The sequence below is a fragment of the Mesorhizobium sp. HAY1-8B genome (assembly GCF_056868045.1).
This window is the reverse complement of record NZ_CP200321.1, coordinates 2,156,035-2,173,827: the sequence shown is the minus strand read 5'-3', so window position 1 is coordinate 2,173,827 and position 17,793 is coordinate 2,156,035. Positions and strand designations below refer to the sequence as shown.

Annotated in this window: 10 protein-coding genes and 2 pseudogenes; 5 read left to right on the top strand and 7 right to left on the bottom strand. The window is 63.6% G+C overall.

Annotation, left to right across the window (positions count from 1 at the left end; all coding sequences use genetic code 11):
• Positions 1–11 precede the first annotated feature (11 nt).
• Positions 12–3,954 (top strand): annotated as a pseudogene (locus tag AC1VON_RS10455) (PAS domain S-box protein).
• 245 nt (positions 3,955–4,199) lie between these two features.
• Here AC1VON_RS10455 and AC1VON_RS10450 read toward each other — a convergent pair.
• Positions 4,200–6,170 (bottom strand): acetoacetate--CoA ligase, encoded by a 1,971-nt coding sequence (locus AC1VON_RS10450; RefSeq protein ID WP_483121965.1) that lies wholly within the window; start codon positions 6,168–6,170, stop codon positions 4,200–4,202.
• A gap of 199 nt (positions 6,171–6,369) precedes the next feature.
• Here AC1VON_RS10450 and AC1VON_RS10445 point away from each other — a divergent pair, with 199 nt between their 5' ends.
• Positions 6,370–8,223 (top strand): AsmA family protein, encoded by a 1,854-nt coding sequence (locus AC1VON_RS10445; RefSeq protein ID WP_483121963.1) that lies wholly within the window; start codon positions 6,370–6,372, stop codon positions 8,221–8,223.
• Positions 8,224–8,312: 89 nt separating this feature from the next.
• Here AC1VON_RS10445 and AC1VON_RS10440 read toward each other — a convergent pair.
• The 6 genes and pseudogenes from AC1VON_RS10440 to AC1VON_RS10415 all read right to left on the bottom strand — a co-directional run bounded on the left by AC1VON_RS10440 (position 8,313) and on the right by AC1VON_RS10415 (position 15,281).
• A pseudogene (locus AC1VON_RS10440) lies at positions 8,313–9,129 on the bottom strand (ABC transporter permease).
• Positions 9,126–10,094 carry an ABC transporter permease subunit gene (locus AC1VON_RS10435; protein ID WP_483121961.1) on the bottom strand — a complete coding sequence of 323 codons (969 nt, stop codon included), beginning with the start codon at positions 10,092–10,094 and terminating at the stop codon, positions 9,126–9,128. Before AC1VON_RS10435 ends, AC1VON_RS10440 begins: the two are co-directional and overlap by 4 nt.
• A 9-nt stretch (positions 10,095–10,103) precedes the next feature.
• Positions 10,104–11,243: an ABC transporter ATP-binding protein gene (locus AC1VON_RS10430; protein WP_172352197.1), complete on the bottom strand. Its 1,140-nt coding sequence runs from the start codon at positions 11,241–11,243 to the stop codon at positions 10,104–10,106.
• 81 nt (positions 11,244–11,324) lie between these two features.
• Positions 11,325–12,422, bottom strand: a complete 1,098-nt coding sequence (locus AC1VON_RS10425) for a polyamine ABC transporter substrate-binding protein (RefSeq protein ID WP_172352198.1) — start codon at positions 12,420–12,422, stop codon at positions 11,325–11,327.
• Positions 12,423–12,743: 321 nt separating this feature from the next.
• Positions 12,744–13,697 (bottom strand): DMT family transporter, encoded by a 954-nt coding sequence (locus AC1VON_RS10420; protein WP_483121959.1) that lies wholly within the window; start codon positions 13,695–13,697, stop codon positions 12,744–12,746.
• Positions 13,698–13,832: 135 nt separating this feature from the next.
• Complete coding sequence (locus tag AC1VON_RS10415; RefSeq protein ID WP_172352200.1) at positions 13,833–15,281, bottom strand: helix-turn-helix domain-containing protein; 1,449 nt, start codon at positions 15,279–15,281, stop codon at positions 13,833–13,835.
• A gap of 227 nt (positions 15,282–15,508) precedes the next feature.
• Between AC1VON_RS10415 and aceA the strand changes: the two genes are divergently transcribed.
• The 3 genes from aceA (at position 15,509) to AC1VON_RS10400 (ending at position 17,784) form a co-directional block, all read left to right on the top strand.
• Entirely contained in the window at positions 15,509–16,798 is a 1,290-nt protein-coding gene (gene aceA / locus AC1VON_RS10410; RefSeq protein ID WP_172352201.1) for an isocitrate lyase, read from the top strand.
• A 57-nt stretch (positions 16,799–16,855) separates the two neighbouring features.
• Positions 16,856–17,098, top strand: a complete 243-nt coding sequence (locus tag AC1VON_RS10405; protein ID WP_006202762.1) for an SMc00767 family acetate metabolism repressor — start codon at positions 16,856–16,858, stop codon at positions 17,096–17,098.
• A gap of 242 nt (positions 17,099–17,340) precedes the next feature.
• Complete coding sequence (locus AC1VON_RS10400) at positions 17,341–17,784, top strand: response regulator (RefSeq protein ID WP_172352202.1); 444 nt, start codon at positions 17,341–17,343, stop codon at positions 17,782–17,784.
• Positions 17,785–17,793: the final 9 nt, after the last annotated feature.

The following is a 17,793-nucleotide window of genomic DNA, read 5'->3' as shown; positions in this document are numbered from 1 at the left end:
TCGCCAAGCGCATGCCGTCCGAATATTCCTTCCTCGACGTCGCCGTGCTCGACGCGGTCCGCCAGCGTTTTGCCGCCGGCGACGCGATCGCGATCCTGTCGGGGGACCTGGAGCAGGTGATCTGGGCCAACGGGCCGGGCGCAGCCGTGTTCGGCTATCCCGACATTGAAGCGATCATCGGCGCCTCGGCGCGGCTGCCGCTGATCGCCCGCCGCCAGATCATGGCGACCAGCGGCTTTCCCGAGATCGGCAGCGATCGCGCCATCATGGTGCGGCTGGCAACGGGAATGACCAGTCGCGCTGTCAGCTTCCTTGCCAGTGCCGTGGCGCTGCCCGATGGCGAGAAGGCGATCATGCTGGCGGTGCCGGCGGCGCAGACAGGCTCGCGCAGTGCCGCCGAGATCGCCAGCCGGGCGATCGGCGGCTTCACCGAAGACGGCCATTTCATCGCCTTCATCGATGCGGGGGGCAATGTCGAGGCGGCATCGGACGGGTTTTCGAGGCTCGGCATCCAGCCCGCGACGCTGGCCGCCCTGGTGGCGGATGTGACTGCCGAAGGCGAGCGTATCGTCAAGCGCCTCGTTCCGGGCGGCAGCACCTCCTACCCGGCCGGCCTAGCGCGGCTGACGCCGGAGCGGCATCTCCTGGTGGTGATCGACGAGGATCAGCTCGAGGACAACATGCCTGCCGCAGAAGCTTCGGCGGACGGACTGCCCGAAGCGACGGAGAGCCCCGCCAACCAGATTGGCGGCGCGACAACAGCGGCCAAAAGCGTTTCCTTAGAATCCGAGTCTCCACCAGGACAATCAGCCGCCGGCGGCTGTTTCACAGACAAAGGCGATCGAGGGACCGACGGGCACTGCCGCGCCTGAGCAGCAGCCAGCCCTCTCCCCAGCCGGGCCAATACCAGCTGCCGCCGACAATGATCAGCCGGTCGCGGGCGGCACGACTGCACAGCATGATCATTGGTATTTCAATGCGGGTGAGGACAACGCGCCAGCCGCGCCGGAGCCAGAAGCCGTGGCCGAAGCAATCGGCACCGAGGCTTCGGTGGACAGCGCGAAAAAAGACGAGGCCGCCTCCCCGGCTGTCCCGGCCACAAGCTCGGCCGCCCGGACGATAGACCGCTCGGCGGCGCCGATGCGCTTTGTCTGGCGCACCGACGCCGAGGGCAGGTTCAGCGCGCTGTCGCCGGAATTCGCCGATATCGTCGGCAAGCCGGCCGCCGACGTGATCGGCCGTCGTTTCAGGGATGTCGCGGCGACCTTCGGCCTTGACGCGTCCGGCGAGATAGCCGGCCTGCTGGAGCGGCGCGACACCTGGTCCGGCCGCTCCGTGCTGTGGCCCGTGGTCGGCACCGACCTCAAGATCCCCGTCGACCTCGCGGCTTTGCCTGTCTATGGCCGCAACCGCGCCTTCGAAGGTTTTCGCGGCTTCGGCGTTGCGCGCGCCAGTGACGCGGTCGTCGATCCGGAAGCGATCGGCATGGCCCTGATACCCAATGGCCAAGCCCCAGCATCGTCCGTACCGGAAACCGTCGAAGCTTCCGCCAAAGAGCCCAAGGCGGAAGTGCCGAAGGCCGAGGAGCCGAACGCGGCGGACCCGTTCAAGGGCGAGGTGCCAGCGCTGACCATCGTGCCAAAACAGGAGCGGCGCTTTGCCGACAAGGTCATCCGGCTGGCCGAACACCGGCAACCGGCCAATGACAAGGGACTGTCGACCCTGGAGCGTAGCGCCTTCCGTGAGATCGGCGAGCGGCTGAAGAAGGAGAGTGCGCCGGCCGAGCCGCCGGAAACCGACAGGCCTGGCATCGAAAGCCCGACGGAACCGGCGATCAAGACGCCGGCTGAGCCCGCGGCTGAGGCCCCGACCGCGAAGACGGAGGCTCCGATCGTACCCGCCGGCGAGGTCGCAGCGGAGCCTGATGCCGTGCCGGATCAGGAGGATGCGGCGCTGGCCGAGCCATCCGAGACCGATGCCGAGGACGAGGCGGATCTCGCACGGCTTGATGGCGGTCACCCGGACGAAGTGGATGATGTGCCTGGTGTGAGCGGTTCGTTGCTTGACTACGCCGACCGGAATGATGAACCCGGTCCTGTCGCGAACAATGACGAGCCCCCGGTTTCAGAACCCGCGGTGGCGGAGCCGCGGGGGACCGAGCCGCGGGGGACCGAGCCGGTCGCGGCCGAACGACCTGATACCAAAGACGCCACGCATGATGCCGTCGATGATGACGACAGCATGACATCGGCCGATTTTCGCGATGCCGAGGACAATGAGGACTGGGCCGACGGCGAGGAAGCCGCGGCCGCTGATGGGCGGGCCGCCGCACTCCACGGTGAAGCCGCCAGTGCAGCCGACACCGTCGAGAGCCCGGCTGGACGCCCACGCCTGCGGGTGCCGCCGCTCAAGACCGAAGGGTTCGTGCCATCGGCCTTTTCCGTCGGCGACGAAAGCAAGGCTCCGGACACCTTGCTGCTCGGCAAGCTGCCGGTGCCGCTGCTCATCCATTCGGGCGACCAGTTGCACTATGCGAACGAGGAGTTCCTGAACCTGACCGGTTACGCAGCACTCGAGGACCTCGCGGATGCCGGCGGCCTGGGTGCGCTGTTTGCCGACCCCTATGGGGATGACGGCGCCTCCGACGGGAGCGACCGGGCGCTCCGGCTGAAGACGCGCGATGGCCAGGAATTCCCGATCGACGCCATCCTGCGCTCCGTGCCCTGGCGCGACGGCAAGGCCCTGATGCTGGTCGTGCGCCGTTCCGGCGAGGATGACGCGCCGGCGGCCCTGCACGTGGTCGGCGAGGAGCCGACGCAGCCTGACATTTCGGAACTCAAGGCACGCATCGCCGAGATGCGCACCATCATCGACACCGCCACCGACGGTGTCGTGCTGATCGGCAGCGACGGCACCATCCGCTCGATCAGCCGCCCGGCCGAAGCGCTGTTCGGCTTCGACAGCGACGAGGTGACCGGAAAGCCATTCGCCTCGCTGTTTGCCATCGAAAGCCAGCGCGCGGCACGCGACTATCTCACCGGCCTGTCCGAGCCCGGCGTGGCAAGCGTCCTGAATGACGGCCGCGAGGTGATCGGGCGCGAAGCGCAGGGGCGCTTCATCCCGCTGTTCATGACCATCGGCCGGCTGCCCAACGACAGCGGCTTCTGTGCCGTTGTGCGCGACATCACGCAATGGAAGCGAGCCGAAGAGGATTTGACGCAAGCACGCGCGGTGGCCGAACGGGCGTCCTCGCAGAAGACCGATTTCCTGGCTCGCATCAGCCACGAGATCCGCACGCCGCTCAATGCCATTATCGGCTTTTCCGAATTGATGGTCGACGAGAAGTTCGGGCCGGTCGCCAATGACCGCTACCGCGACTATCTGCGTGACATCAACCGCTCGGGCAACCATGTGCTCGACTTGGTCAACGACCTGCTGGACATCTCGAAGATCGAAGCCGGCCAGCAGGAAATGGCCTATGAGGCGGTGTCGCTCAACGACACGCTGGCCGAGACGGTGGCGATGATGCAGCCGCAGGCCAACCGCGAACGCGTCATCATCCGCTCAAGCTTCGCCTCGCGGCTGCCGGAAGTGGTGGCGGATCTGCGCTCCGTGCGCCAGATCGCGCTCAACATCCTGTCGAACGCCATCCGCTACACCCAGGCCGGCGGCCAGGTGATCGTCTCGACCGCCTACGAGACCTCGGGGGATGTTGTCATGCGGGTGCGCGACACTGGTATCGGCATGAGCCAGGCCGAGATCGAACAAGCGCTGAAGCCGTTCAAGCAGATCAATGCGCTGAAGCGCGGGCGCGGCGACGGCACCGGCCTTGGCCTGCCGCTAACCAAGGCGATGGTGGAAGCAAACCGCGCTCGCTTCACCATCAATTCGACACCTGGCGAAGGCACGCTCGTCGAGGTCGCTTTTCCCTCGACCCGGGTGCTCGCGGAATAGCGGCTCCAAAAGAAAAGGCGCCCAAAGGACGCCTTAAGAGATGGGATTGCTGTCACAACGGGGGCTTGAGCGAATTCAGATCCTCCGGGGGCTGAGGAACGGGATTTCTCCCTCAAGTTACATGCGACTATCGAGGTCGGGCCTTAACAAGTCCTTACCGGGCCGCCAAAAAATTTACGAATGTGTACCACTCGTGAAATCTAGGTAAATTCCCGAGACATAATCCGTTAACCATGACGGGCGGGTCATTCGGCAAGCTGCGGCAGGTTGCGGAAGAGCTCCAGCGCCTCCGGGTTGGCAAGTGCTTCCTTGTTCTTGATGGCGCGCCCATGCACGATGTCGCGCACGGCGAGTTCGGTGATCTTGCCCGACTTGGTGCGGGGAATGTCCGACACGGCGACGATCCTGGCCGGGACATGGCGGGGGCTGGCGCCGCCGCGGATCTTGGCACGAATGCGTTTTTCCAGATCCTCGTCCAGATGGACGCCCGCGGCCAGCCGCACGAACAGCACGACGCGCACGTCATTGTCGAAATCCTGTCCGATGCACAGCGCTTCCAGGATTTCCGGCATCTGTTCGACCTGGTTGTAGATCTCCGCCGTGCCGATGCGCACGCCGCCCGGGTTGAGCGTGGCGTCGGAGCGGCCGTGGATGATCATGCCGCCATGCTCAGTCCATTCGGCGAAATCGCCATGGCACCAGACATTATCGAAACGCTCGAAATAGGCCGCCTGGTATTTCTTGCCGTCGGGGTCGTTCCAGAAACCGATCGGCATGGACGGAAAGGCCTTGGTACAGACCAACTCGCCCTTCTCCCGCCGGATCGGCTTGCCGTCGTCATCCCAGACATCGACCGCAAGGCCAAGGCCAGGGCCCTGGATCTCGCCGGTCCACACCGGTTCGGTCGGTACGCCGAGCACGAAACACGAGACGATGTCGGTGCCGCCGGAAACCGAAGCCAGATGCACGTCCTTCTTGATGCCCTCGTAGACGAAGCGGAAATCCTCGGGCGACAGCGGCGAACCGGTGGAGGATATCGCCCGCACGGTCGACAGATCGTGGCTGCCGATCGGCTTGAGACCGGCCTTGCGCACGGAATCGATAAACTTCGCCGAGGTGCCGAAGAAGGTCATCTTCTCGGCATCGGCGAAGTCGAACAGGACATTGCCGTTGGGGTAGAAGGGCGAACCGTCATAGAGCAGCAGCGTCGCACCGGAGGCGAGGCCCGACACCAGCCAGTTCCACATCATCCAGCCGCAGGTGGTGAAATAGAAGAAGCGATCGCCGTCGACGAGCCCGGCATGCAGTCGGTGCTCCTTGACATGCTGGATCAGCGTGCCGCCGGCCGAATGGACGATGCATTTGGGAATGCCCGTGGTTCCGGATGAAAACAGGATGTAGAGCGGATGCGAAAACGCCAGCCGCTCGAAGGTGACGGGCTTGACGGCAAAGGGCGCCAGCGCCTCCTCCATCGCCACGGCCTTGTCGATGATCGCGGCCACGTCGACCGAGGTGCCGAGATAATCGACGAGCAGAACCTTGCGGACACTGCCGAGCTTGGCCGCGATCGCCGCGACCTTGTCGGCGACCTCGATCGCCTTGCCATTGTACCAATAGCCGTCGGGCGCAATGAAGATGACAGGCTCGATCTGGCCGAAGCGGTCGAGCACGCCCTGCTCGCCGAAATCGGGGGAGCAGGATGACCACACCGCGCCGATCGAGGCCGCCGCCAGCATCGCCGCGACGGTTTCCGGCATGTTGGGCATCATCGCGGCAATGCGGTCACCCTTCTTCACCTTGAGCGACAGGAAGAGCTGCTGCAGACGCGAGACCAGGCCATGCAGCTCATTCCAGGACAGCCGCCGCTCGACCTTGTCCTCGCCGCGAAAGACAATCGCCTCGCCGGCGCCGGTCTTCTTCAGCAGGTTCTCGGCGAAATTCAGCGTCGCGTCGGGGAAGAACGAGGCACCCGGCATTTTGTCGCCATCGGCCAGCACGCGCTCGCCCCCATTGGTCCATTTGTCCCCGACGATGCCGGAAAAGTCCCACATCAGGCTCCAGAACGCCTCGCGATCCTCAATCGACCAGCGGTGAAGGTCGGTATAGGAAGAGAATGTGGCGCCCGCTTTCGCCTCCGCGGCCTTCAGGAAAGCCGTCAAGGGCAAAGCATCGATCCTGTCTTGCGTCGGGGTCCAGAGCGGTACTTCGGCAGCCATGATCGATCCTCCCACGGTCGTCATCGCTTATGCATATCGCAGCGCAGCAGAGCAAGATTTTGTTGGGCCGAAGCGACCAGGTGTGCGCAAATGCCATCGCCGGGCCATAAAGACTTGAAATGCCTCAGTCCTAAGTCGTAGTGACGACTGGGGTTACACCCGTCGGGCGATTAATCGGAACGGAAGCATATAGGGCGAAATGCCATCATCCTTGATCCGCCGCGGAGTATGGGCGATCGGCGCTGCCGTGATCGTCATTGCTCTGGTGGTCGCCGCGCTGCCGCTGATCGCCTCGACGCGCATCGTGCGCGACCGTATCGCCTGGGAAATGAGTGCCTGGAGCGGCTTCCGGGTCGCCATCGAAGGCTCGCCGCGCATCGAGGTCTGGCCGAAATTCCGGGCAATCCTGACCGATGTGACGCTGTCCAAGTGGACGGACACCGATGCACCGCCGGTCGTCGAAGCCGAACGGGTGGAAATCGACCTCTCGGCCATGGCGGCATTGCAAGGCGACGTGGCGTTTTCCACGGCGCGCCTGGTGCGTCCGACGATCCGGGTCCAGCGCACGGCCGATGGCCTGTTCCTGCCGACCGCACCGACGGGCGGTCGCATCGCGCGCTCCATCGACACGGCGCGCGGCGTGGTCAATGCCGATCCCGCCAAGCCCGACCTCGACAAGCTGCCGACCGACGCCTTCGGCACGGTCGAGTTCAGGGACGGCCGCATGGTGGCTTCCGTGAACGGCAAGGACGTGGAGATCCTCAGCAGCCTTAGCGGCCAGGCGACCTGGGCAGCGATGAACAGCAATGCGACACTGTCGGCAACCGGTATCTGGCGTGGCGAAAGCGTCGCCTTGGACGCGGCCTCGCCGAAGCCGCTGGTGCTGTTTGCCGGCGGCATGGCGCCGCTCACCCTGTCCTTCAAGGCAGCGCCCGCCACCTTCTCCTTCGACGGCACCGCCAACATGTCCCAGAACGCCTATTTCGACGGCCAGGTGAAGTTCGCGGCCCCCTCGCTGCGCCGGGTGCTGGAATGGTCGCAGGCCGGCATCGCACCGAGCGCGGCGATCGGTTCCGTCAGCATTTCCAGCAAGGTCACGGCGTCGGCCGGACGCGTCAAATTCGAGAACACCGCGCTGGCGCTGGACAACAATCCGGGTATGGGCGCGCTGGACTTGTCGCTTGGCGACGCCCAGCCGGTGATCTCGGGCACGCTCGCCTTCGATACGCTCGACCTCAGATCGTTCCTGTCCGCCTTCACGCCGCTGGGGCCGGCGAGTGGGGCTGGACCGGGTGATGTCGACACAAGCTTCGCCGATCGGATCAATCTCGATCTCAGATTGTCGGCGGCACATGCCACGGCTGGCACTATCCAGCTCGCCGACGTCGCCGCCACCGCCCAGGTCAAGGACGGTCTTTCCGTCTTCGATATCTCCGACGCGTCGGCCTTTGGGGGCAACATCCAGACCAGCCTTCGTTTCGACCGCAAGCCCGAGGGCACCCAGGTCGAGATCCGGCTGCTTGCTTCCGATGTCGATGGCGGGGCATTCGGTACGGCGGCCGGGATGACCCGGCTGGTGCCGGTCGGCACGGGCACCGTATCGGTCATCCTCAAGGGACCGGGCAGGACCTGGGATTCGATCTTTGAGAACGCCGACGGCTCGGTCACGGCGACCTTCGGACCCGGCGCGCTCAGCAAGTTCAACCTGGCGGCTTTTCTCAAGCATACAGAACAGGGCGGCTTCTTCGCGCTCGACGATGTCTCGGACGGGACACTGCCGATCGACGGCGCTGAAGTGAAGGCGACCATTTCACGCGGCGTGGCGAGGCTGGACAAGGCCGAGGCCAATTCGGCGAAATACAAGATCTGGCTTTCCGGCATCGCCTCCTATGCGGGACGTGGGCTGGCACTGTCGGGCGGCGTCATCCAGCCTGACCAGGCGGCGGCCCAGAAGAACGGCCAGCAGGGGCCCAACCAGTCGTCCTTCTTCGTCGGCGGAACCTGGAGCACGCCGTTCATTTCCCCGATTAGCCGCGGCGTTTCGGGTGAATAGAAGCGCGTTTTCCTTCAGTTGAACATCGTCTCGTCCGAAAACCGGCTTTCACCCTCGAGGCCAGACCCGAGGGCGCGCTTTCGAGATGCTCACCCGCGCTGCGCCGCCTGTTCGTCGAGCTGACGCTGCACCTCCCGCCGCTTGTTGGCGATCGAGGCGACGATGACACCGACCGCGACGACGGCGATCAGGATGGTGCAGGCGGCATTGATCTCCGGTGTCACGCCGAGGCGGACCTGGCTGTAGATCTTCATCGGCAGCGTCGTGGCGCCCGGGCCAGGGTGAAGCTGGCGATCACAAGATCGTCGAGCGACAGCGTGAAAGCCAGCATCCAGCCGGACACGATCGCCGGCAGGATGACCGGCAGCGTGATCTGGAAGAAGGTCTTCGCCGGCGTTGCGCCGAGATCCATTGCCGCCTCCTCCAGCGAACGATCGAAGGAGACCAGGCGCGATTGCACCACGACGGCCACGAAGCACATTGTGAGCGTGATGTGGGCGAGCGTTACCGTGAAGAAGCCGCGGTCGAGGCCGACTGCAACGAAGAGCAGCAGCAGTGACAGGCCGGTGATGACCTCCGGCATGACCAGCGGCGCGAAGACCATGCCGGAAAACAGCACCCTGCCCCGGAAGCGGGTGTAGCGCGTCAGGGTGAGCGCCGCCAGCGTGCCGAGCACGGTCGCCACCGTCGCCGAAATGACGCCGACACGCGCCGTGACCCAGGTGGCGTCCATCAGGCCCTGATTGTGGAACAGCGACACGTACCATTTGGTCGAGAAGCCCCCCAGACGGTGACGAGCTTGGATTCGTTGAAGGAGAAGACGATGAGCAGCACGATCGGCAGGTACAGGAAGGCGAAGCCAAGCACGATCGAGGTAACGTTGAAGCGGCTCCAGGTGGCGTTCATTTGCCCTGCTCCTGGGCACGTGCCTGTGCCTGCTGGAAAAGCATGATCGGCACGGTCAGCAACAACAGCAGGATGACGGCCACGGCAGACGACACCGGCCAGTCACGATTGGCGAAGAACTCATTCCAGAGCGTCTTGCCGATCATCAGCGTCTGTGATCCGCCGAGCAGATCGGGGATGACGAACTCGCCGACAGCCGGGATGAACACCAGCAGGCAGCCGGCAATGACGCCGGGCAGCGACAGCGGGAAGGTGATCTTCCAGAAAGCTGATGTCGGCGGGCAGCCGAGATCCTTGGCGGCCTCGATCAGCGAATAGTCCATCTTCTCCAGCGACGAATAGAGCGGCAGCACCATGAACGGCAGATAGGAATAGACGATGCCGATAAAGATCGCCGTGTAGGTGTTGAGGATGATCAGCGGCTGACTGATGATGCCGGTGGCAAGCAACAGTTGGTTGAGCAGGCCCTCGGGCTTGAGAATGCCGATCCAGGCATAGACGCGGATCAGGAACGAGGTCCAGAACGGCAGGATGACCAGCATCAGCAAGGTCGGACGGATGGTGGCCGGCGCACGTGACATGCCATAGGCGATCGGATAGCCCACGATCAGTGTCAGCACGGTCGAGATGGCGGCAATGATGACGCTCGTCACATAGGCCTTGAAATAGAGCGCGTCCTGCGTCAGCCAGACATAGTTGTCGAAATTGAGGTCGCGGAACCCGGCGAAGAAGCCGGAGACGCCATCGCTGAAATCGAGCACCGGCGTGTAGGGCGGCATGGCGATTGCCGTCTGCGACAGGGAGATCTTGAAGACGATGATGAACGGGATGAGGAAGAAGAACAGCAGCCAGAGGTAAGGGACGATGATGACGAGCCGGTTGACAAAGCCGGCACCCAGCCGCGTCAGGAACGGCTTGGCGACAGTCGATGGCCCGGCGGCATCGGTGACAGCGATGTTGGACATATCAGCCCCCTACCGCGCCAGCACGACGCCGGCGTCGGGCCGGAAGGACACCCAGGCGCGGTCGTTCCAGGTCAGCGGATCGTCGGTCACCCGCGCCGCATTGAGCGCGCTTGCCCTGATGATCTGCCCGTCATCCAGCCTGATGTGGTAGACGGTCATGTCGCCGAGATAGGCGACGTCGTAGACCTCGCCTTCCAGCGCATTGACAGCGTCCGCGGGCTTCTTCGACGACACCTTGATCTTCTCCGGCCTGATGGCGAAAACGATGTCGGAACCGGCCGCGGTATCGGCGCTGTTTTCAACGACGATCTGGGCACCTGTCGCGCCAGTGATGCGGGTGGTGTTGGCCGACCGCTCGGCGACCTTGCCCTCGAACATGTTCACGTTGCCGACGAAATGCGCGACGAAGCGCGAGGCCGGGGCTTCATAGACTTCCGCCGGCGTCGCCACCTGCATGACCTCGCCCTTGTCCATGATGGCGATGCGATCGGCCATGGTCATCGCTTCTTCCTGGTCGTGGGTGACGACGACGAAGGTCAGCCCAAGTTCCTGCTGCAAATCCATCAGTTCGAACTGGGTCTCCTCGCGCAGCTTCTTGTCGAGCGCCCCCAGCGGCTCGTCGAGCAGCAGCACCTTCGGCCGCTTGGCGACCGAGCGGGCGAGCGCGACGCGCTGGCGCTGGCCACCGGAAAGCTGGTGCGGCTTACGCTTGGCGAACTGCTCGAGCTTGACCAGCTTCAGCATCTCGGCGACGCGCTTTTCGATGTCGGGCTTGGGCATGCCTTCCTGCTTGAGGCCGAAGGCGATGTTGTTCTCCACCGTCATATGCGGGAAAAGGGCATAGGACTGGAACATCATGTTGACCGGCCGGCGATAGGGCGGAATGCCGCGCAGGTCCTGGCCGTCGAGCAGGATGCGGCCGGCCGTCGGTTCCTCGAAGCCGGCAAGCATCCTGAGCAGCGTCGACTTTCCGCAACCGGAGGCGCCGAGCAGGGCGAAGAATTCGCGCTCGAAGATCGTCAGCGACAGATTGTTGACGGCGATGAAGTCACCGAACTTCTTGGTGACGTTGTCGAACTGGATGTATGGCTTGGCGTTCGGGTCGTTCCATGGCGCGAAATCCCTACGGATGCTGCCAAGCGATTTCATATCCCCACTCCGTGCTGTTTCTTGCTTCGTGCCCCAAAATACGCGACCCCGGCAGTTGTCTGCCGGGGGTCGCTTCAGATGCTATTGGCCGGTGACGATCTTGGTCCAGCTGCGCGTGATGATACGCTGGGTCTTGGGATCGTAAGGGGAGACCGTGTAGAGCTTCTGCAAGGTCGCGTCGTCCGGATAGACAGCCGGATCCTCCAGCAGCGCCTTGTCGACAAATTGCTGCGATGCCTTGTTGCCGTTGGCATAGAGCACGTAGTTCGACGATTTGGCGATCACTTCGGGCGTCATCATGTAGTTGATGAATTCAAGTGCCTCGGCGACATGCGGCGCATCGGCCGGGATCGCCATCTGGTCGAACCACATCTGCGCGCCTTCCTTCGGCACCGAATAGCCGATTTCAACGCCTTGCTTGGCCTCGACCGCGCGGTTGCGGGCCTGGAACACGTCACCCGACCAGCCGACCGCGAGGCAGATGTCGCCGTTGGCGAGCGCGTTAATGTACTCGGACGAATGGAACTTCCTGATGTAGGGACGAACCTTGAGCAAAGCTTCCTCGGCCTTGGCGATATCGTCGGGCGAAGTGCTGTTCGGGTCGAGGCCGAGATATTTCAACGCCGCCGGTATGATGTCGGCCGGCGAGTCCAGCACGTAGACGCCGCAGTCCTTCAACTTGGCAAGACTATCCGGATTGAAGAACACGTCCCAGCTGTCAATCTTGTCGGTGCCCAGTGCCGCCTGCACTTTCTTCGTGTTATAGCCGATGCCGACCGTGCCCCACATGTAGTTGACCGAGTATTCGTTGCCGGGATCATATTTGGCGGTCCGCTCGGAAACCGTGTCCCACATGTTGGAGAGGTTCGGCAGTTTCGACTTGTCGAGCTTCTGGAACACACCGGCCTGAATCTGGCGGGCGAGGAAGTTGCCGCTCGGCACGACGACGTCATAGCCGCTGCCGCCGGCGAGCAGTTTGGTTTCCAGGATCTCGTTGGAATCGAACGTGTCGTAGACGACCTTGATGCCGGTCTTCTTGGTGAAATCGTCGATGATCGAACTGTCGATATAATCCGACCAGTTGAAGACATTGACGACGCGATCCTCGGCATGCCCGGCGGGCGTGAACAATGTCAGAAATACCGAGGTCGCCGAAAGCCAGAGCGCTTTGCGGATCATGCTATTCTCCTTTGGTGAGTGTTCCATCGCCGGCTCGTCGCGACGCGCGCCCGGGCATTTGCTTCAGACTATTGAGCTTTCCAGGGGACAACAAGCGGCGATTGGCGCGCCAGTCGCGACCACGCAATTGACCCGGACTGGAAGGAATCGCGGTGCCGTCAGAAGCTTTCGCCGCCGCGCGGACAGAAATACAGAAATATGGTCCGGTCTCGATCGGGCCGCCGGGGAGACTTGGCAAGATACGCCTGTCTTGTTGTTGCCGTGCTCCCAGCCTGCCCGGGCGGCGGCGAGGTTGTCAATGGCAAAGCATCGGCGCCAGTATCAATTCGGCGACGGCACCCCGGTGACACCTGCTCGCTGCGGCCGTGCCTGGCGTTTGAACTCGAGACCGATATGGACAAGCAGCGCCGTGACCACCACCGTGCCGCCGATGATGGTGCGTCCGGACGGCACTTCGGAATGGATGAGCCAGACCCATATCGGCCCAAGGATCGGCTCGAAAGTGCCAAGCAATGCCGCGATGGCAGCCGGGATCAGCCTCGCGCCGGTGGCGAAGAAGGCAAGACCAATGCCGAGATTGACCACGCCGAACGCGAAGAGAAAGCCCATGTCGCCGGCCGAGACCGTGAAGGTCGACGCCTGCGAGGCGGCAAGGCCCGCGGCCAGGATCGTGCCGAGACAGGTCGCCGGCGTCATCCTGACGCTGGCGTACCGCCTTGTGATGACGGTGGCGATCGAGAACATGAACGCGATCAGCAGCGCCAGCCCGTCGCCTATGGGCGAGACGGCGCCATTGATCAATTCCGACACCATGATGGCGACGCCGGCGATGACGGCGGCAATCGCCACCCAGGTCACGACACCAACCCGTTCGCGAAACAGCGCCCAGGCAAACAGCGCCGCCAGAAGCGGCACGCCGGCCTGCATCAAAAGGATGTTGGCGACAGTGGTGTAGGCTAGCGCCACGACGAAGGAGGTCGATGCGATGGCGAAGCAGAAGCCGACGGCAAGGCCAGGCAGGCCCATGTCGCGAAACGATCTCAGCATGCCGCGCCAGCCGTCACGCCAGGCCATGAAGGAGAGCAGGAAGGCGGCGGCCCAAACCGAGCGCCAGAAGATAACCGTCCAGCTGTCACCGACGGTGATGAAGCGGGCGATGGTGCCGCCGAAACTCCACATCAGCGCCGAGAGGAAAACCAGAAGCATGCCGACGCGTTCCTCGCGCGGCGAGGAGGTCGAAGCGACAGGGGCCGGTGATGATGCTGCGTCTGTCATGGGCGCGACTGTCGAGCTTTTGTGGACGGGACGATGCGCAAGGGACGACAAAGAACTGCCCTGTTCGCGTAACGCAAAGACTTCAGCCGCGGGTGATCCAGACACAGGCGACGATTGTGGCACCTTGCTGCCGCGTTACTGGAAGTCGAAGGCGCTCAGGCCCGTCACCATCTCGTCGAGGCCGAGCGGGCGTGTCACCGGCGGTTCGGCACGCGCCAGGCAGCCGACGCGCTCGCAAAGCCGGCAGGCGGGTCCGACCGGTGTCGCCACGACGGCGCCTGTTCCCGACTTTCCGGCGGCGGCCGCGCCGGGCAGCGCCGCGCCATAGACGATGTCGTCGCGAAAGCCGATGTCGCAACCGAGCAGCAGCGCAGTGCGCCGCGGACGCTCCGAGAATGCGCCCTGCGGCCCCTCCAGCGTGCGGGCGAGGCACAGGAACTCGGCGCCATCGGGCATTTCCACAGCTTCGACGAAAACCTGGCCGGGCTGGGTGAAGGCGACGTGCACGGGCAGCTTCGGACAGCCGCCGCCGAAGCGGCTGTGCGGAAAGCCCTGGCTGCCGGCCCTGCGGAAGCGGTTGCCCGCATTGTCGACCTCCAGCATGAAGAACGGCACGCCGAGTGCGCCCTGCCGCTGCAGCATCGTCAGCCGGTTCGCCGCCTGCTCGAAGGAGACGCCGAAGCGCGAGCGAAGGACGTCGATGTCGTAGCGCGCGCGGACGGCGGCCGCATGAAAGGCCTGATAGGGCATCATCAGCGCATGCGCGGCATAGCGGCCGAGTTCGAAGCGGGCAAGGCGACGGGCTTCATCGGTGCTCAGCTTGAGCGCCTGGATTTGACCGGCGACCGCGACCGTCATGCGGATCAGGCAGGCCTCCATCGCCACTTCGCGCAACTGGTCGAACGGCGACAGCCGCTCCGACAGGAACAGGCGCTGCGAATGGCGATCGTAGCGGCGGCGCCAGTTCGGCATGGTGGCGACCGGCAGCACCTTGACGACGATGCCGTATTCTCGCTTCAGCCAGGCCTTCAGGGCACCGAACAGGTCATCACCGGGATCGAGCACCGCGGTGAACGCCTCCGCCTCCTCCTCGAGTGCAGTAAAATGGTTCGGCCGCCGCTCGAAGGTCTCGTGCACCTCGTCGATCGGCAGGCGGGCGCCCGAAAGCGCCGTCGCCCGCCCCTCGCGCGCCAGAAGCTCGTTGAGGTCGGACAGCCGCTCGGCCTGCTCGCGATAGGCGCGGAACAGTTTTATCACCGCGGCCGACGCATTTGGCGCCGCCTCGGCAAGTTCGATCAGCTCTTGATCTCCCGGCAATTCGCCGACCAGCAGCGGGTCGGTGAACACCTCCTTCAAGGCCGCGACCGACCCTCTTGCCTCGCCCTGCAGCTCATGCGGGTCGACCTTGTAGACGGAGGCCAGCTTGAGGATCAACTGCACCGTCAGCGGCCGCTGGTTGCGCTCGATAAGGTTGAGATAGGACGGCGAGATGCCGAGCCCCTCGGCCATAGCCGTCTGGGTGAGGCCCTTGGCGTTGCGGATGCGGCGAATGCGCGGCCCCGCGAAAATCTTCTGGTCAGCCATCGACTGTCCTTGACAGGAATTTACACCGCATTCCATCGCTCGCCAGTTTTACAATCATGACAAATTTACAGCGACTGCCTGTCAAACACAACACAGGTTTTCCCTTATCTTCTGCCGTAACTGCTGATTTTTCTAGCTGATTTTGCGCTGCAATGTAAATTCAGTCACATCGCAGCTCGCCAAAAAAGTGGTGCGCGGACAAGTACAGCAATTCTTCGGAGTGACCCATGACTGATTTTTACAACCTCGTTCCCTCGGCGCCGGAAGGTCGCTTCGACGGCATTGAACGCCCCTATTCGCCGGAGGATGTGAAGCGGCTGCGCGGTTCGGTGCAGATCCGCCAGAGCCTGGCCGAAATGGGTGCCAACCGGCTGTGGAAGCTGATCCACGAGGAGGATTTCGTCAACGCGCTCGGCGCCATGTCCGGCAACCAGGCGATGCAGCAGGTGCGCGCCGGACTGAAGGCGATCTATTTGTCGGGCTGGCAGGTCGCGGCAGACGCCAACACCGCCTCGGCGATGTATCCCGACCAGTCGCTTTATCCGGCCAATGCCGCGCCGGAACTGGTCAAGCGCATCAACCGTACGCTGCAGCGCGCCGACCAGATCGAGACCTCCGAGGGCAACGGGCTTTCGGTCGAGACCTGGTTCGCGCCGATCGTCGCCGACGCGGAAGCCGGCTTCGGCGGACCGCTCAACGCCTTCGAGATCATGAAGGCGTTCATCGAGGCGGGTGCCGCCGGCGTCCATTACGAGGACCAGCTGGCGTCGGAAAAAAAGTGCGGCCATCTCGGCGGCAAGGTGCTGATCCCGACCGCCGCGCATATCCGCAACCTCAACGCCGCGCGGCTCGCGGCCGACGTGATGGGCACGCCAACTCTCGTCGTGGCGCGCACCGACGCGGAAGCCGCCAAGCTTCTGACATCCGACATCGACGAGCGTGACCAACCCTTCGTCGACTACGATGCCGGGCGCACGGTGGAAGGCTTCTACCAGGTCAGGAACGGCATCGAACCCTGTATCGCGCGGGCCGTCGCTTATGCGCCCTACGCGGACCTGATCTGGTGCGAAACCTCCAAGCCGGACCTGGCGCAGGCCAAGAAATTCGCCGAGGGCGTGCGCAGGCACCATCCGGGCAAGCTGCTCGCCTACAATTGCTCGCCCTCGTTCAACTGGAAGAAGAATCTCGACGACGCGACGATCGCGAAGTTCCAGAAGGAACTCGGCGCCATGGGCTACAAGTTCCAGTTCATCACGCTGGCTGGCTTCCACCAGCTCAACTACGGCATGTTCGAGCTGGCGCGTGGCTACAAGGCGCGGCAGATGGCGGCCTATTCCGAGTTGCAGGAAGCCGAGTTCGCCGCGGAGGCCAATGGCTACACCGCCACGAAGCACCAGCGTGAGGTCGGCACCGGCTATTTCGACGCCGTGTCGATGGCGATCACCGGCGGCAAGTCATCGACCACCGCCATGCATGAATCCACCGAGCACGCACAATTCAAGCCGGCCGCCGAATAGCGGCTCAGAAAACACCGAGGAAACGCCCAGCAGGGCTTCAGAAACAGGAGAAGACCAATGGCATCGATAAGCCGCGTCAAGGAACGGGCGGAAGAGCAATCGACCACGATGAGCGTCGACCAGCAGGCGACGATCCGCATGCTCGCCAACGACCTGCACAGACTCAACCAGTCGGTGATGAAGGCGGTCGAGGCGGGCGTCTCTGTGGAGCTGGTGCGCTCGGCCAGGCACCATGGCGGCGACGGCAATTGGGGCGATCTGCTGATCCCGGTGATCGTCACACAGCAGAGCCATGGCTGACCGGCAATCGTTGCAACCGACCTCTCACCTGCGCAGCGTATGCGCAGGTGAATTTTATTTTTATGCAACCGATCCATGGACAGGACAGTACAGTACTATTGCTTGACTCCATTGTTGGAGGAGGCGTCTCCCAAGGTCCTTTATTTCAACTTGACATGGGGTGCGATCTCACGCCAATTGTCACCCAGATTTCAACTCTGCATTGAAATAGGGGCGAGCTTTTTGGCCGACTTGGGTGCCCAGTGAGTAGCAAGGGCGAGACCGCGAAACATCCGAATCTGGTGACCCAGGGTTCAAGCGCCGAAACGATCCGCAGTCCCTCGCAAGTGCTTGTTGTCGGGAAATCGCCGATCAATCGTGTGGTGGTGTCGAAGATCGTCGAGCGATCCGGGCTCCGGCCAATCTCGGAATCGCCTGACATGGCGGTGAAGACATTGCGAACACTTGTGCCAAGCGTGATTGTCCTGGACGGCGGCGCGGACAACAAGGACTGCGATAATCTGATGTCCGGCATCGAAACGTTGCGTCGGGGCTCGGGCAAATCGCTTCCTCCCGTCATCCTGCTTTCAACCAAGAACGGCACGCCGGAAAGCTTGGGCCTGCCGAGCGTGATTGACGTCGTGGTCGCGAAGCCGATCACGCCCGAGCGGCTGCAACCGGTGATCGAGCGCCTGATCAGCCGCTAGCCAAAGCGC

Bases quoted from the DNA above. Each gene is read 5' to 3' on its own strand.
- AC1VON_RS10445 (WP_483121963.1), top strand. From the start codon at position 6,370: ATGCCATCATCCTTGATCCGCCGCGGAGTATGGGCGATCGGCGCTGCC.
- AC1VON_RS10435 (WP_483121961.1), bottom strand. From the start codon at position 10,094: ATGTCCAACATCGCTGTCACCGATGCCGCCGGGCCATCGACTGTCGCC.
- AC1VON_RS10420 (WP_483121959.1), bottom strand. From the start codon at position 13,697: ATGACAGACGCAGCATCATCACCGGCCCCTGTCGCTTCGACCTCCTCG.
- AC1VON_RS10415 (WP_172352200.1), bottom strand. From the start codon at position 15,281: ATGGCTGACCAGAAGATTTTCGCGGGGCCGCGCATTCGCCGCATCCGC.
- AC1VON_RS10430 (WP_172352197.1), bottom strand. From the start codon at position 11,243: ATGAAATCGCTTGGCAGCATCCGTAGGGATTTCGCGCCATGGAACGAC.
- aceA (WP_172352201.1), top strand. From the start codon at position 15,509: ATGACTGATTTTTACAACCTCGTTCCCTCGGCGCCGGAAGGTCGCTTC.
- AC1VON_RS10450 (WP_483121965.1), bottom strand. From the start codon at position 6,170: ATGGCTGCCGAAGTACCGCTCTGGACCCCGACGCAAGACAGGATCGAT.
- AC1VON_RS10405 (WP_006202762.1), top strand. From the start codon at position 16,856: ATGGCATCGATAAGCCGCGTCAAGGAACGGGCGGAAGAGCAATCGACC.
- AC1VON_RS10425 (WP_172352198.1), bottom strand. From the start codon at position 12,422: ATGATCCGCAAAGCGCTCTGGCTTTCGGCGACCTCGGTATTTCTGACA.